Source organism: Aeromicrobium sp. Root472D3, assembly GCF_001426485.1.
Lineage (GTDB): Bacteria > Actinomycetota > Actinomycetes > Propionibacteriales > Nocardioidaceae > Aeromicrobium.
On record NZ_LMET01000003.1, the window covers coordinates 105,597 to 119,613 of the forward strand.

The following is a 14,017-nucleotide window of genomic DNA, read 5'->3' on the forward strand; positions in this document are numbered from 1 at the left end:
TGCGTTCCCGTCCCCGAGCGGCGCACCGTGGTCGGACACGCCGTCCCAGAATGTCCGGGGCGCACCACTCGCGGATCGGGAGCGGATCGGGGTCAGAGCTGGGTGCGGACGTCCCGCAGCTCGGGGAAGAACGTCAGCTCGAGGGCCTTCTGCAGGAAGCCCACGCCCGAGGAGCCGCCCGTGCCGCGCTTGAAGCCGATGATGCGCTCCACGGTCTTCATGTGCCGGAAGCGCCACAGCTGGAAGCTCTCCTCGACGTCGACGAGCTCCTCGCACATCTCGTACGCGTCCCAGTGGGTGTCGGGGTCGGCGTAGACGCGCCGCAGCACCTCGGTCACGCCCGGGTGGGCGACGTACGGCTGCGCCAGGTCGCGGTCGAGCACCGCGGCGGGCACGTCGTGCCCGCGACGCGCGAGGAACCGCAGGAACGCGTCGTAGACGCTCGGGGCAGCCAGGTCGGCGAGCAGCGCGTCGCGCAGCACCGGGTCGTGGTCGAACACCGCGATCATCGCCGGGTTCTTGTTGCCGAGCAGGAACTCGACGGTGCGGTACTGGGGCGACTGGAAGCCCGACGCCCTGCCGAGCGAGTCCCTGAACTGGACGTACTCGACCGGCGTGAGCGTCGCGAGCACCGCCCACTGCTCGAACATCTGGCGCTGGATCGCCTTGACCCGTGCCAGCCGCTTCAGCGCCGGCGACAGGTCGTCGGACTCGATCAGCGCGATCGCCGACCGCAGCTCGTGGATCAGCTGCTTGAGCCACAGCTCGGTGACCTGGTGCTGGACGATGAACAGCATCTCGTCGTGGTGGTCGGAGACGGGCTGCTGGGCCGACAGCAGGGTCGGCAGGTGCAGGTAGCCGGCATACGTCAGCTCGCCGCGCAGGTCGGTCGCGACCCCGTCCTCGATCGGGCGCACCACTGGTTCGGTCATGCCTGAACCGTATGCCGTCGGGGGTCGTGGCAGGGTGGAGGCATGGCGCTCATCGAGGCTCGGTCGCTCGGCAAGACCTTCGGCTCCCACCGCGCGGTCGACGACCTGTCGTTCACGGTGCGTCCCGGCAGCGTCACGGGCTTCCTCGGGCCGAACGGATCGGGCAAGTCGACCACGATGCGGCTCATGCTGGGGCTCGACAGCGGCGACGGCCAGACGACGTTCGACGGTGTCCCGTTCGCGAGCCTCGACCACCCCATGCGGCACGTCGGCGCGCTGCTCGAGGCCAAGCCGTTCCACCCGACGCGGCGTGCCCGCAACCACCTGCGCATGCTGGCCGCCCCCAACCGCATCGACGACCGCCGGGTCGACGAGGTCATGGAGATGGTGGGGCTCACGGGCGTCAGCGGCGGCCGTCCGGGCAAGTTCAGCCTCGGCATGGGCCAGCGGCTCGGGATCGCGGCGGCGCTGCTGGGCGATCCGCACACCCTGATCCTCGACGAGCCGAGCAACGGGCTCGACCCGCAGGGCATCACGTGGCTGCGCACCCTGCTGAAGCACCTCGCGGCGCAGGGACGCTCGGTGTTCGTGTCGAGCCACCTGTTGCAGGAGATGGCCCTGCTGGCCGACGAGCTCGTGGTCATCGGGCGCGGGCGGATGCTGGCCAACGGTCCCGTGCACGACTTCATCTCGCACAGCTCGCTCGGCTCGGTCACGGTGCGCACCCCCGACCTCGCGACGCTCGGCCCCGCGCTCGAGGCGATCGGCGCGAGCGTCAGCCGCGACGCCGACACCGTCGTCGTCCGCGGGGCGACGGCCGAGCAGGTCGGCGACGCCGCGCACGCGGCGGGCGTCCGACTGCACCAGCTGACGACCCGTGAGGCGACCCTCGAGGAGGCGTTCCTCGAGGCGACCGGGCTGTCGGAGGAGTTCCGCGGCGTCGGGGGACGCGACGACGAGCAGGGCGGCCGGTCATGATCGACGCGCTGCGCTACGAGTACGTGCGGCTGCGCACGATCGGCTCGACGTACTGGCTGGTCGGGTCCGCGCTGGTGTTCCAGCTGGTCTTCGCGGTGCTGATCGCGCTGTCGCTCGCGACGTCGTCGACCTTCGGCGGCGGTGACGAGACGTTCGAGGTCCTCGCCACGATCGGCGGGTCGACCGGTGCGCCGCTCGTCATGGCCTACATCGTGGGCCTGCTCGGCGTCTTCTCGATGGGCCACGAGTACCGCCACGGCATGATCCGCGCGACCCTGACGGCCATCCCGGTGCGGACGCACGTCTTCGTCGCCAAGGTCGTCTCGACGGCCGTGGTCGCGGCCGTGACGGCGCTGCTGTGCGTCGCGATCGCGCTGGCCACGATCGCCTTCTTCGGCCTCGACATGCCGACGACGGGGGCGTTCGTCGAGCAGACCGTCGGCATCGTCCTCTACACGACCCTCTTCGCGCTGTCGGGGCTGGCGTTCGCGGCGCTGCTGCGCAACCAGACCGCGGCCGTCGCCGCCCTGATGCTGGTCCCGAGCCTGCTCGAGTTCATCGTCCAGAGCGCCGTCGTGATCATCAAGACCAACTCGGACGACCCCCGCGGCGGTGGCGGCATCACCGTGATCCTGAAGTACCTGCCGTACGACGCCGGCAGCCAGATGTTCGTGCAGTCGTCGGTCGACGGGCTCGTGCAGCGGGCCATCGGCGCCGATCCGTTCGGGGCCGTCGGCGGCGGTCTGGTGATGGGCGTGTTCGTGGGCGCGCTGCTGGCGGGCGCCTACGCCCTGTTCGTGCGGCGGGACGCCTGATGCCGACGTCCGCGCTCCGCGCCCGCCTGCGCGCGGCCGGCGTCGAGCCGGACGGTGCGGGGACGACGGACTGGCAGGTCGTCACCGACGGCTTGCCCGGCTGGTGGCACGACCTCGGCAACGTCCTGGCCCTCGCCCCCGGTGCCCACCTGCCCGACCACGTCGTGGCCTCGCTCGGCCTGTACCCGGTGCGCGACGTGCTGATCGCGATCGCGTCCCCCCTCGAGTGGCTGTCGTCGCTGCTGGTCGGCGGCGACGGCGCGACGGTCTTCGTCGGACAGGACTGCAAGCTCACGGCCGGCGAGATCTACTGCGGCGCCGGTTCGAGCGTCGTGCTGAGCGGACCGCTCGTCGCGACCCGCAGCGCGATCGTCGACGCCCGCAACGGCGGCAGCGTCGTCGCCGGCCCCGACCAGCTGTGGGCGGCCGACGTCTACGTCGCGACCGACGACATGCACCGGCTCGAGGACCTCGCGACGGGGGAGCGGCTCAACCCGTTCGGCGCGCACATCCGCCTCGGGGCCCACGTGTGGCTCGGGCGCGACGCCGTCGTGACGGGCCACGCCGAGATCGGCGAGGGATCCGTCGTCGGCATGCGCAGCGTCGTGCGGGGCCAGAAGGTGCCGCCGCACACCGTCGTGGCCGGCTGGCCGGCCCGCGTCGTGCGCGAGGGCGTGACCTGGAGCCACGACGACGTGCCGTAGGCGTTCGGTCGGTCGGTCGGTCGGCCGATCGGTGTCAGGCGGTGCGACCCGCCAGGATGCGGCCCCACCGGCGCCTGACGAAGTCGACCTCCCAGCTGGACGGCCGTCTGGCCGGGGGAGCGAAGGTCCAGACCGCGGACGCGTGGCACCACCGTGAGGTCAGGCCCTCGCGGCGGACCTTGAGGGCGAGGTCGACGTGGGCGAGATGGGCCGGCACCTCCTCGGACCACCCGCCGACGGCGTGGAAGGTGTCGAGGTCGAGCGCGAGGCAGGCGGGGTCGAGCACGTCGACGTCGCGGTCGACGAACAGGTCGGGGCTCGTCGCCGGGTCGTCCGGCAGCCCGCGCCAGGGGTGCTCGAGCCGCCCCTTCGTGAGGTGCGACCCGGCGTGCCGGATCGTGCCGTCCTCGGCGACCACCTTGGGCCCGGCCATCCCGACGTCGGGCAGGTCGAGCGCCGCGGAGAGGTGCGCGACGGAGTCGGGACCGCGCACCTCGGTGCGCTCGTCGGCGAACACCAGGTGCCGACCGGACGCCCGCAGCGCGCCGAGGTTCATGGCCGCCGCGTGACTCGTGCCGTGCGGGACCGGCACGAGGACGAGGTCGAGGCCCGGCAGCTCGAGCAGGGCTGACACGACCTCGCCGGGCATCGCGGCGTCGTGCGCCACGACGATCTCCACCTCGTAAGGCCCGCCGGCGGCCGCGATCGACCGGACCGCCTCGACGACGAACGAGCGGGGTTCGTCCCGCACGACCGCGCCGGCGCCGGTCGCGCCCATGACGACGCTGACGGGCGTCGTCGGGACCGCCGCGGGGCTCACCGGCCCTTCCGCCTCGTGGCCCTCGCGGCAGGCTGCACGAGACGTGACCCGACCCGCCACGTCGTGGACGAGCGGATGGCCGCGATCTCCTGCTCGAGCTCGACCACGCGATCGCGCGTGCCGGCCTCCTTGTCGCGGACGGCCTCGAGCTCGGCGCGCGCCGTCTCGAGCTTCGCGCGCAGGCCGATCGCGTGGTCCCGCTGCACGATCTCGTCGTGTCGCCTGGCCAGCTCGAGCTCCTCGAGGCGGGCCCGCAGCTCGCGGTTGGCGGCCGTCAGCCCCGCCACGACGGGATCGTGCGGGTCGTCCGACGACGGGGACTGCTCGCTCAGGTACGTCACGTTTCGTCGTTCCTTTCGGGTCTGCGCGGCCAGCGACGCGTGGGGGGCGCGCGGCGCGAGCGAGGCCATCGCGAGCGCCTCGGCATCGAGGTCGGGGCGCCAGTCGGGCGGGACGTCCTCGCCCGCGAGGGCCAGCAGGACGTCGGCGCCCGACAGGACCGTGTGCCCGGCGAGCCACGGCGGTGTCGTCGCGGTGAACAGGAGGTCGTAGGAGAGCCAGAACGCCCCGCGCCGGATCGTCGACCGTCGGTCGGACGACGTGTGCTGCCACTCCTGGTCGATGGCGTGCGCCGTGCCCGCGCCGTCGACCAGCACGTTGCGGGGGATGAGGTCCCACGGGACGCCGCCACCGGCGTCGACGTGCTCGTCGACCACGGAGGTCCAGAGCCCGAGCAGGGGTGCGGCGTCGGCGGGCGCCGGCGTGGCGGCCACCCGCTCGACCAGCGACTCGCCGACGACGTAGGGCTCGACCTGCGGGCGCAAGGTGATGGGGCCGTCGAGGGCGGGCGCGGACGGGAACGCGCGCTCGCGGACCACGACACGTCCCTCGGCGGTGTGCCGCACGTGGTTGGCGGCCGACAGGTCGGCGCGACGGTCGGCCGACCAGTAGGTCGCAGGATCGAGGTCGAGGGGCGACCCGCCCGCGACGAGGACCAGCGAGTTGGCGCGGTCGCCGTCGTGGCCGGCAGCGACGGCCTCGGACCACGCGCGACGCTCGAGGTCGCCGTCGAGCTGCTCGCCGTCGTAGGGGGGGCTGGGCAGGCGGACGATGCGCTCGGCCAGCGTCGGGTCGACGGACCGCAGCCCGTCGTGGTCGATCAGCGTGCGGGTGTGACGGTGGTCGGGGAACGCTCCCAGCACCTGCGCCGACAGGCCGGCGGACGTCGCCGCGTCCGCGAGCTCGGCCCGCGTCGCGCACAGCGGCGGCGGTCCGCCGGGGTGCACACGAGCGAGCCCGCCGCCGGCGAGACGGCGGACGCCGTCGGCGTTGTCGAGGGCGACCACGACCCGCCCGCCGGGGCGGAGCAGCGCGTGGGCCGTCGCGACGAGGTGGAGCAGCCGGTCGGCCGGCGTCCCGTCGCCGGCGGGCACCTCGGTCACGGTCACCAGGTCGTACGCCGGCGCGACGGGCACGTCGTCCAGCGCGAGCCCGTGCACGACCACCCCGGGCAGGTCGGCGCACCGCACGCGCGCGACGGCCGCCAGTCCCGGATCGGCCTCGAGCGCGTCGACCGTCGCCGCGACCTCGCCGAGGTACCGCGTCACGGCCCCGGCGCCCGCACCGACCTCGAGCACGGTGTCGACCGGGCCGAGACGCAGGCCCCGCAGGACGTGGGCGCGCAGCGGCGACAGGTGGTACCGATCGGTCCACGTGTCGACGCGCAGCGACAGCTCGTCGCTCCACGACGAGCGGTCGGAGGCGGCAGCGACGACCTCGAGGAGGTGGGCCGCGACGGGGTCGTCCGGGCCGCCTGTCGAGGAGATCCCGCCGGAGGGGTGGAGGTCGCGCAGAGGAGTGGCCCGCCCCATGGATCCTCGATTCGTCGCGATCGTCAGCACCGACGTCTCGACTATACTCATCGGGTTCCGCGCCCCGGCCCGTGCCGGCGCGCCCCACGACTCCCCGAGGTCCCACGATGCGTCCCGTCACCGCCCTCCGGGGCATCGTCGCCGCCGCGGCAGCGGTCCTGGTGCTGTCGACGGCAGCCTGCAGCGCGTCGGACGACGGGCCCGCCCCCGCGGCGCGGCCCCTGTCGATCCTGCTCACGAACGACGACGGCTGGGACGCCGCGGGCATCTCGGCGGTGTACGACGCGCTGGTCGCCCGCGGCCATCGCGTGACGCTGGTCGGGCCCGCCACGAACCAGAGCGGCGCCAGCATGTCGACGACGCCCGGGGCGCTGGACGTGACGCGTCCCGACCCCGACGAGCCCAAGTACGCCGTCACGGGCACGCCGGTCGACGCCGCGATGGTCGGGTTGACGGGAGTCCTCACGGCGCGCCCCGACCTGGTCGTGTCCGGCACCAACCTCGGTGCCAACGTCGCCTACAACGTCAACTACTCCGGCACCGTGGGTGCCGCGACGGCCGCCGCCGAGCGGGGGATCCCCGCGATCGCCGTGAGTGCCGACGCCGGCGACGGCACCCAGGCCGACTTCGCCACCGCGTCCGAGGTCGTGGTCGACCTGGTCGACGAGCTCGCGGCCGACGGTGGCCGGGGCCTCGAGCGCCTGGGCGGCGACGGGCTGCTCAACGTCAACGTGCCGGTGGCGTCGAAGGACGGTCCGGACGAGGCCCGGTTCACCGAGGTCGGCGAGGCGTCTCCGTGGAAGGTCTCGTACCGCGACGCGGGGGACGGCACGTACGCCGAGCAGCGGTCGTACTCGGCCCGCGTCGGCGGGAAGGACGACGACGCCCGGACCGTGGCCGACGGGATCGTCTCGATCTCGTGGCTGACCCCCGAGCGGGGCGACCGGAGCCCGTCCGACCTCGACGACCTGCTGCCGGGGTTCGACCCCTTCGACTGAGCCGTCGACGACGTGATGCCCATCACACCTGCGCGTACAGTGGGCGCATGGTCGGACCCGGTGATCTCGCGATGCCGCAGGGCACGGACGCCGCGGCGCTGTCACGGTTCCTCAGCGGGGTCCACGACGAGTTCGTGAGCTCGGGCAGCCTCGACCCGGCCCTGCGTCCGCTGGTGCTCGACTCGTGGCGGCGCAGCGTCGAGATCGGTGTCGACCCGGAGCGGGTCCTGGCGACGATCCCGCTGTCCGACCAGGCGCTTGCCGAGCTGCGCGCGACGCACCCCCTGGCGGCGGGCCTGCCCGTGATCCGCCGGCTGCTGGTCGAGAGCGCCACCGAGTCCGGGCTCCTGGTCGCCGTCAGCGACGCCGCCGGCCGTCTGCTGTGGGTCGAGGGCGACTCGTCGCTGCGTTCTCGCGCCGAGGCGATGCACTTCGTCCCGGGCGCCGACTGGAGCGAGGCGAGTGCCGGCACCAACGCCCCCGGCACGGCGCTGGCCCTCGACCGACCCGTGCAGATCTTCGGTCCCGAGCACCTCGCGCGCCAGGTCACCCCCTGGAGCTGCTCGGCCGCACCCATCCACGACCCCGACACCGGCGCCGTGCTGGGCGTGCTCGACCTGACGGGCGGCGCCGACGTCGTCACGCCGCAGAGCCTCGCGCTCGTGCGGGCGACGGTCGCCGCGGTCGAGGCCGAGCTGGCCCTCGAGCGGCTCGCCCCGGTGTCGCTGTCCGCGGGCTGGTCGCGCCCCTCGCTCACGGTCCTCGGTGGTCACGGGGCCCTGCTGCGCCACGGGTCGTCCACGACCCGCCTGAGCCTGCGCCACAGCGAGATCCTGCTCCTGCTCCTCGAGTCGGAGGACGGGCTCACGGCCGCCGAGCTCGCGGTGGCCCTGAGCGACGAGGAGACGGCGCCCGTGACGGTGCGTGCCGAGCTCTCCCGCCTGCGGGGCGTCCTGGGCGCGATCGAGCTGCGGTCGCGTCCGTACCGCGTCCGCGCGGACGTCGACACCGACGTCGCGCGGCTGCGCCACCTCCTGGGCGACGGCCTGCTGCGGCAGGCCGTCGCGCTCTACCGGGGCACGGTGCTGCCGACGTCGACGGCACCGGCCGTCGCCCGCCTGCGCGACGAGCTGCACCTGCACCTGCGGTCGTGCCTGCTGGCCAGCGACGACGCCGACGCCCTGCTGTCGTTCGCCGACACGCAGCACGGCCGCGACGACCACGAGGTGTGGTCGCGGATCATGGCGGTGCTCCCGCTGGGATCGCCGCGCGAGGCGCAGGTCCTGGCCCAGCTCGAGCGTCTCGACGCCGATCTGGCGTGACGCGTCCGCCTCGCCCGCGCACCCGCGGAGTTTCGGATATCGGTGCGGGTTCCAGTATCTTGGGCGGGCTGTCTCCCCGACGAAAGTTGCCCGCTCCTTCATGCGCCGCGTCATCTTCTACCTCTTCTACGACCCGCGTGGACAGGTCGACGACTACGTCATCCACAAGCTCGAGGCGCTCCGGTCGCACGCGGAGCACATCTTCGTGGTGTCCAACAGCGTCCTGCTGCCGGAGTCGACCGCGCGGCTGTCGCAGGTCGCCGACACGGTGTGGGAGCGCGAGAACGTCGGCTTCGACGTGTGGGCGTACAAGCAGGCCCTCGAGCAGTTCGGCCGCGAGCGGCTCGACGAGTACGACGAGCTGATCCTGATGAACTACACGTTCTTCGGCCCGGTCGGCTCGTTCGACCCGATGTTCGCCGACATGGACGCCGACGGCGAGATCGACTTCTGGGGCGTCACCGAGCACGCCGAGGTCGTGCACAACAAGAAGTCGCGCGGCGTCCACCTCGAGGCCCACATCCAGTCGCACTGGATCTCGGTGCGCCGGTCGATGTTCTCCTCCGACACGTTCCGGGCGTACTGGGACGAGATGCCCATGATCACGTCGTACGACGACTCGATCCAGCGGCACGAGGCTCGGTTCACCGAGCACTTCGAGCGGGCCGGCTTCCGGCGCCGGGTGGCGTTCCCCGAGTCCGACTACCCGTCGCAGCACCCCATCATGGACAACCCGACGATGATGATCGGCGACGGCTGCCCGATCGTGAAGCGCCGCACGTTCTTCCACGACCCGCTGTACCTGGAGCGTCGGGCGATCCTGACCCGTGAGCTGTTCGCGATGGTCGAGGAGCGCGGATACCCGGTCGACATGCTGCTGTCGAACCTCGCCCGCACGTCGCGCCCGCGCGACCTCGCGACGAACCTCGGCCTGCTCGACGTCGTCCCCGACCACGACCTCGGCTACGACCCCGACCGCCCCCTGCGCATCGCGGCGGTCGCGCACATCTACTACGTCGACATGACCGAGGAGCTGGTCGACCGCTTCCGCATGCTGCCGGGCGCCTTCGACCTGATCGTGACGACGACCGACCACGCGCGACGCGACGCGATCGTGGAGATCCTGACGGGTCTCGGCATCGAGGCCGACGTGCGCGTCGTCGAGAGCAACCGGGGCCGCGACATCTCGGCGTTCTTCATCGGCTGCCGCGACATCATCGAGGGCGACGACCACGACCTGATCGTGAAGCTGCACTCGAAGCGCAGCCCCCAGGACGACCACAACCTCGGCGAGCTGTTCAAGCGCCACCTCTTCGAGAACCTGCTGGCCTCGCCCGGGCACGCGGCCAACGTCGTGCGCATGTTCCAGCGCTACCCGTCGCTCGGCATCGTGGTCCCGCCGGTGATCCACCTCGGGTACCCGACCCTGGGTCACGGCTGGTTCCTCAACAAGCAGCCGGCGAAGGTCGAGGCCCGGCGCACCGGCATCGACGTTCCCTTCGACGAGCACACGCCGCTGGCCGCCTACGGCAGCATGTTCATCGCGCGCCCGGCGGCGCTGCGGCCCATCGTCCGCGGGGGCTACGAGTACGACGAGTTCCCCGGCGACGGCGACTACAAGGACGGCACGCTGTCGCACGCGCTCGAGCGCCTCGTCGTCTACGGCGCCCTCAGCGAGGGGTACCACGCGCGACAGGTCCTCAACGGCGCCTTCGCGTCGATCTACTACTCCTACCTCGAGTACAAGCTGCAGGCCGTGTCGCACCACCTGCCGGCCCACACACGTCAGCAGATCGCCTACATCCAGAAGCTCAAGGCGACCGCCGAGAAGGCCCGGCGGGCCCGCAAGCGTCCGGTCAAGCCGGCCGAGGCCCTGGCCGCCGTCGACACCCTGCCGCCGATGGCGGTCATCAAGGCGACGGTCAACCGCGGCTACCCGCGGTCGAGCCGGGTCGCCCGGTGGCCGTACCGCTCGACGCGTCGAGCCGTCCGCGTCCTGCGTCGCGCGGGTCGTCGCCCGTGAGCACTCCGACGTCGTCGCGTCCCCTTTCGCTCGCGGAGGCGTTCGACCCGCGGGCCAACAGCATCGGCTTCCTCCGGTGGCTCATGGCGTTCCTCGTGATCTTCTCGCACGCGGGCCCGTTGGCCGGGTTCTACGGCGGCAAGGACCTCGGCACGACGATCAGCACCGAGCAGTCGCTCGGCGGCGTGGCCGTGGCCGGCTTCTTCTTCTTCTCGGGCTACCTGATCACCCAGAGCCGCCGCGGCAGCTCGACGATCTTCCGCTACTTCTGGCGGCGCGCGCTGCGCATCTTCCCGGCGTTCTGGCTCGCCCTGCTCGGCACCGCGTTCATCCTCGCGCCGATCGCGTGGATCAAGGAGACGGGCTCGATCGCGGGCTACTGGGGCGCGGACACCGAGTCGCCGCTGACGTACTTCTTCCACAACATGTGGCTCGACCTGTCCCAGCGGAACATCGCCGGCATGGGCGGCTCGCTGCCGCTGGCCGATCACGGCGGCCGCGACTGGAACGGGTCCGCCTGGACGCTGATCTACGAGTTCAAGGCCTACATCTTCGTGGGCGTGCTGGGGCTGTTCGGCATCCTCGGGCACCGGTTCCTCGCGACCTCCGCGGCCGTCACGATCATCATCGTCAACGCCTTCACGTGGGCCGGCATCGGCAACCTGGTCGCGATCAACCCCGCGCTGGGCAACCCCTTCAACGCGATGTTCTTCGCACCGTTCGCGTTCGGCATGCTGTTCGCCCTGTGGGGCGACAAGATCCCGATCGACGACCGCCTCGCCGCGTTCGCCCTGGTGCTGGCGCTCGTGACCTACGACGTCGGCGGCTGGAACATCTACGGACAGTACGGGTTCTGCTACGTGCTGATGTGGTTCGCGATCCGCGCGACGCGGCTCAACAACTGGGAACGGTTCGGCGACATGTCGTACGGCGTCTACATCTTCGCCTGGCCGCTCATGACCTTCGGCGCCTTCTTCGGCCTGCAGGACCACGGCTGGCTCGTCTACCACGTCGTCATCGTCGTGGCGGTCCACGTCGCGGCGTTCATCAGCTGGCACCTGATCGAGCTGCCGGCGATGTCGCTCAAGTCGTGGACGCCCCGCCCGTTGGCCGCGGCCATCGCCGCACTGGCCCCGTCGGTCGACCGCGTCAAGGGACGTCTCGTCGATCCCCGGTACTCGTCCGCGCCCTACGCCCGGCGCGCCCGCGAGGAGCAGGGGGCCGGCCGATGACGGGCGACGGGCTGCGCGAGACCGCCCCGCCTCCCGGACGACGTCGCGGCGCCCTGGCGCGCCTGCGCTACGTGCCGCTGATCCTGCTGGTGCTGGCCGTGATCGTCGCGACGGTGCTGGGCGTCGTCGAGACGCGGTCCGCCGACGACGAGAAGACGTCGGCACGCACGTCCGGGACGGCGCCCGCCGGGCCGAGCCTGCCCGCGGTGTGCGCCCCCGCCGTCGACCAGCAGATCGACGTCGAGCACTGGCGCGACGACCAGCTCGAGCCGGCCGCGGAGACGGCGTTCGCGCGCGGCATCGCCCGCTCGGCGCCCGGCCACGTCCGCGGACGCGACGGATGGTTGTTCTTCACCGACGCGCAGGCCAAGGACTTCTCGCAGGCGGTCGGCCGCGAGCGTCAGGGACCGAGCAGCATCGCGCGGTGGAACGACTACCTCGGCGACATGCGCCGGGCGGCACAGGCCCGGGGCGGCCGCTTCTACGTCATGATCGCGCCGGCCAAGTGGGACGTGCGGCACGACCGGCTGCCGACCTGGGCGCAGCGGCTGCGGGGCACGACCTCGCTCGACCGTCTGATGCAGGTGTACCCCGAGCTGCCGTTCGTGGACGTGCGCGCGGCCCTCCGTGACGCGTCCGAGCCCACGTACTCACCGCTCAACAGCCACTGGACCGACTTCGGCGGCTACGTCGCGTGGCAGGCCGCGACCGCGTGCCTGCGGGCCGACGGCGTCGACGGCGTCGACGTGCCGCCGATCACCGGGGTCGACGTGACCGACGACCGCAACGAGTTCGCCGCCGACGGCGTGAGCGATCCCGACGAGCCCGCCTGGACCCAGCCCCGGCTGGCCGCGGCCCACCCCGACACGACGATCACGAGCATCGCCACCGGCGCCACGCTGCAGCCGCTGCCCGGCGACGTCGTCGACATGACCCAGCTGCCCGTGCGCACCAGCACGTCCGGTGCGCAGTCGTCCGAGACGCTGCTGGTCCTGCGCGACTCGACCGGCAGCGCGCTGTCGCCGCTGTGGAGCACGAGCTTCGCCCGCACCGTGCAGTACCAGCACCCGGTCGGCGAGATGGGCGCGCCGGTCGACCTCGCGGCGATCGTCGACCGCGAGCGCCCGGACGTCACGATCTTCACCATGACCGAGCGGTACCTCTCGTTCGACCCGCCCACGTCCTGACCGTGTCCGACCACCATCTCCAGGAGATCCCATGACCACGACCTGCCTCGTCACCGGCGGCGCCGGCTTCATCGGCTGCGCACTGTCGCGCACGCTGCCCGATCACTTCGACCGGGTCGTCGCGCTCGACAACATGCACCCGCAGATCCACGACTCGGCCGAGCGTCCGGCCGACCTCGACGAGCGGGTCGAGCTGGTCGTCGGCGACGTCACGTCGGCCGCCGACTGGGACGCCCTGCTCGCCGACGTCCGGCCGACGGCGATCGTGCACCTCGCGGCCGAGACCGGCACGGGCCAGTCGCTGACCGAGGCCACGCGGCACGCGTCGGTCAACGTCGTCGGCACGACCGAGATGCTCGACGCGCTGGTGCGTCACGAGGTGCGTCCCGACAAGATCGTCCTGACGTCGTCGCGGGCGGTCTACGGCGAGGGCGCGTGGACCGACGCCGAGGGCGTCGTGACCTACCCCGGCCAGCGGTCCGCCGCGATGCTCGAGGCCGGCCAGTGGGACTTCCCGGGCCTCACCGCGACGCCGTTCGAGTCGTCGCGGGTCGTCCCGGCGCCGACCAGCGTCTACGGCTCGACGAAGCTCGCGCAGGAGCACATCCTCCTGGCCTGGTGCCTCGCGATGCAGGTCACCCCGGTGATCTACCGACTCCAGAACGTCTACGGTCCCGGTCAGTCGCTGAGCAACCCCTACACCGGCATCGTGTCGTTCTTCGCGCAGCGGGCCAAGGCCGGCGAGGTCATCCCCGTCTACGAGGACGGCGACATCATCCGCGACTTCGTGTTCATCGACGACGTCGCCTCGGCCGTCGTGCAGGGCCTCCTGCACTCCGGCGCGAACCGCGACGCGTACGACATCGGGTCGGGCGAGGGCACCAGCATCATGACGCTGGCCCGCACGATCGCCGAGATCTACGGCGCTCCGGAGCCGCAGGTCAACGGGATGTTCCGCAACGGCGACGTCCGCAGCGCGAGCTGCGACATCTCGGCCGCGGAGGCCGCACTCGACTGGCACCCGCAGGTCATGGTCGGCGAGGGCGTCCGCCGGCTGTGCGCCTGGATCGACGAGCGGGTCTAGCGGGCGAGGGCGCCGCGCACCGGCCGCGGCGCCCTCGCAACCTTGCGGCAA

The 14,017-nt window shown here is 72.4% G+C and carries 12 protein-coding genes; 9 read left to right on the forward strand and 3 right to left on the reverse strand.

What is annotated here, in order from left to right; all coding sequences use genetic code 11:
- Positions 1 to 92: 92 nt before the first annotated feature.
- Positions 93 to 932 carry a tryptophan 2,3-dioxygenase gene (locus ASD10_RS17590; RefSeq protein ID WP_056612148.1) on the reverse strand — a complete coding sequence of 280 codons (840 nt, stop codon included), beginning with the start codon at positions 930 to 932 and terminating at the stop codon, positions 93 to 95.
- A gap of 42 nt (positions 933 to 974) precedes the next feature.
- Here ASD10_RS17590 and ASD10_RS17595 point away from each other — a divergent pair, with 42 nt between their 5' ends.
- Genes ASD10_RS17595 through ASD10_RS17605 form a run of 3 tightly spaced genes read left to right on the forward strand, consistent with a single transcriptional unit; the run spans position 975 to position 3,429 of the window.
- On the forward strand, positions 975 to 1,910 hold the full coding sequence (locus ASD10_RS17595; RefSeq protein ID WP_056612153.1) for an ATP-binding cassette domain-containing protein: 936 nt from the start codon (positions 975 to 977) through the stop codon (positions 1,908 to 1,910).
- Positions 1,907 to 2,725, forward strand: coding sequence for an ABC transporter permease (locus ASD10_RS17600; protein WP_056612156.1), 819 nt, complete (start codon positions 1,907 to 1,909; stop codon positions 2,723 to 2,725). Before ASD10_RS17595 ends, ASD10_RS17600 begins: the two co-directional genes overlap by 4 nt.
- Positions 2,725 to 3,429 (forward strand): hypothetical protein, encoded by a 705-nt coding sequence (locus ASD10_RS17605; protein ID WP_056612159.1) that lies wholly within the window; start codon positions 2,725 to 2,727, stop codon positions 3,427 to 3,429. The genes ASD10_RS17600 and ASD10_RS17605 overlap by 1 nt, the downstream gene beginning before the upstream one ends.
- Positions 3,430 to 3,463: 34 nt before the next feature.
- Here ASD10_RS17605 and ASD10_RS17610 read toward each other — a convergent pair whose 3' ends face one another.
- Both ASD10_RS17610 and ASD10_RS17615 read right to left on the reverse strand, forming a co-directional pair.
- A complete protein-coding gene (locus tag ASD10_RS17610; protein ID WP_056612162.1) occupies positions 3,464 to 4,249 on the reverse strand; it encodes a glycosyltransferase family 2 protein in 786 nt (261 codons plus the stop codon).
- Positions 4,246 to 6,171: a methyltransferase domain-containing protein gene (locus tag ASD10_RS17615; protein WP_157432726.1), complete on the reverse strand. Its 1,926-nt coding sequence runs from the start codon at positions 6,169 to 6,171 to the stop codon at positions 4,246 to 4,248. The genes ASD10_RS17610 and ASD10_RS17615 overlap by 4 nt, the downstream gene beginning before the upstream one ends.
- Positions 6,172 to 6,227: 56 nt before the next feature.
- On the opposite strand from ASD10_RS17615, the gene surE reads away from it, so the two are divergent.
- The 6 genes from surE to ASD10_RS17645 all read left to right on the forward strand — a co-directional run bounded on the left by surE (position 6,228) and on the right by ASD10_RS17645 (position 13,966).
- Positions 6,228 to 7,118 carry a 5'/3'-nucleotidase SurE gene (gene surE, locus ASD10_RS17620; protein WP_056612168.1) on the forward strand — a complete coding sequence of 297 codons (891 nt, stop codon included), beginning with the start codon at positions 6,228 to 6,230 and terminating at the stop codon, positions 7,116 to 7,118.
- A gap of 47 nt (positions 7,119 to 7,165) precedes the next feature.
- The gene (locus tag ASD10_RS17625; protein ID WP_056612170.1) at positions 7,166 to 8,440 is read left to right on the forward strand and encodes a GAF domain-containing protein; all 1,275 of its coding nucleotides are present in this window, start codon (positions 7,166 to 7,168) and stop codon (positions 8,438 to 8,440) included.
- A 100-nt stretch (positions 8,441 to 8,540) separates the two neighbouring features.
- Complete coding sequence (locus tag ASD10_RS17630; RefSeq protein WP_056612173.1) at positions 8,541 to 10,463, forward strand: rhamnan synthesis F family protein; 1,923 nt, start codon at positions 8,541 to 8,543, stop codon at positions 10,461 to 10,463.
- Entirely contained in the window at positions 10,460 to 11,695 is a 1,236-nt protein-coding gene (locus ASD10_RS17635) for an acyltransferase (protein WP_200938365.1), read from the forward strand. Before ASD10_RS17630 ends, ASD10_RS17635 begins: the two co-directional genes overlap by 4 nt.
- Entirely contained in the window at positions 11,692 to 12,882 is a 1,191-nt protein-coding gene (locus ASD10_RS17640) for a hypothetical protein (RefSeq protein WP_056612179.1), read from the forward strand. Before ASD10_RS17635 ends, ASD10_RS17640 begins: the two co-directional genes overlap by 4 nt.
- Before the next feature lie 31 nt (positions 12,883 to 12,913).
- Complete coding sequence (locus ASD10_RS17645; RefSeq protein ID WP_056612182.1) at positions 12,914 to 13,966, forward strand: NAD(P)-dependent oxidoreductase; 1,053 nt, start codon at positions 12,914 to 12,916, stop codon at positions 13,964 to 13,966.
- Positions 13,967 to 14,017: the final 51 nt, after the last annotated feature.

Excerpts from the sequence above, each read along its gene's own strand:
- ASD10_RS17615 (WP_157432726.1), bottom strand. The coding sequence starts at position 6,171 with ATGAGTATAGTCGAGACGTCGGTGCTGACGATCGCGACGAATCGAGGA.
- surE (WP_056612168.1), top strand. The coding sequence starts at position 6,228 with ATGCGTCCCGTCACCGCCCTCCGGGGCATCGTCGCCGCCGCGGCAGCG.
- ASD10_RS17640 (WP_056612179.1), top strand. The coding sequence starts at position 11,692 with ATGACGGGCGACGGGCTGCGCGAGACCGCCCCGCCTCCCGGACGACGT.
- ASD10_RS17605 (WP_056612159.1), top strand. The coding sequence starts at position 2,725 with ATGCCGACGTCCGCGCTCCGCGCCCGCCTGCGCGCGGCCGGCGTCGAG.
- ASD10_RS17645 (WP_056612182.1), top strand. The coding sequence starts at position 12,914 with ATGACCACGACCTGCCTCGTCACCGGCGGCGCCGGCTTCATCGGCTGC.
- ASD10_RS17600 (WP_056612156.1), top strand. The coding sequence starts at position 1,907 with ATGATCGACGCGCTGCGCTACGAGTACGTGCGGCTGCGCACGATCGGC.
- ASD10_RS17595 (WP_056612153.1), top strand. The coding sequence starts at position 975 with ATGGCGCTCATCGAGGCTCGGTCGCTCGGCAAGACCTTCGGCTCCCAC.
- ASD10_RS17625 (WP_056612170.1), top strand. The coding sequence starts at position 7,166 with ATGGTCGGACCCGGTGATCTCGCGATGCCGCAGGGCACGGACGCCGCG.
- ASD10_RS17590 (WP_056612148.1), bottom strand. The coding sequence starts at position 932 with ATGACCGAACCAGTGGTGCGCCCGATCGAGGACGGGGTCGCGACCGAC.
- ASD10_RS17630 (WP_056612173.1), top strand. The coding sequence starts at position 8,541 with ATGCGCCGCGTCATCTTCTACCTCTTCTACGACCCGCGTGGACAGGTC.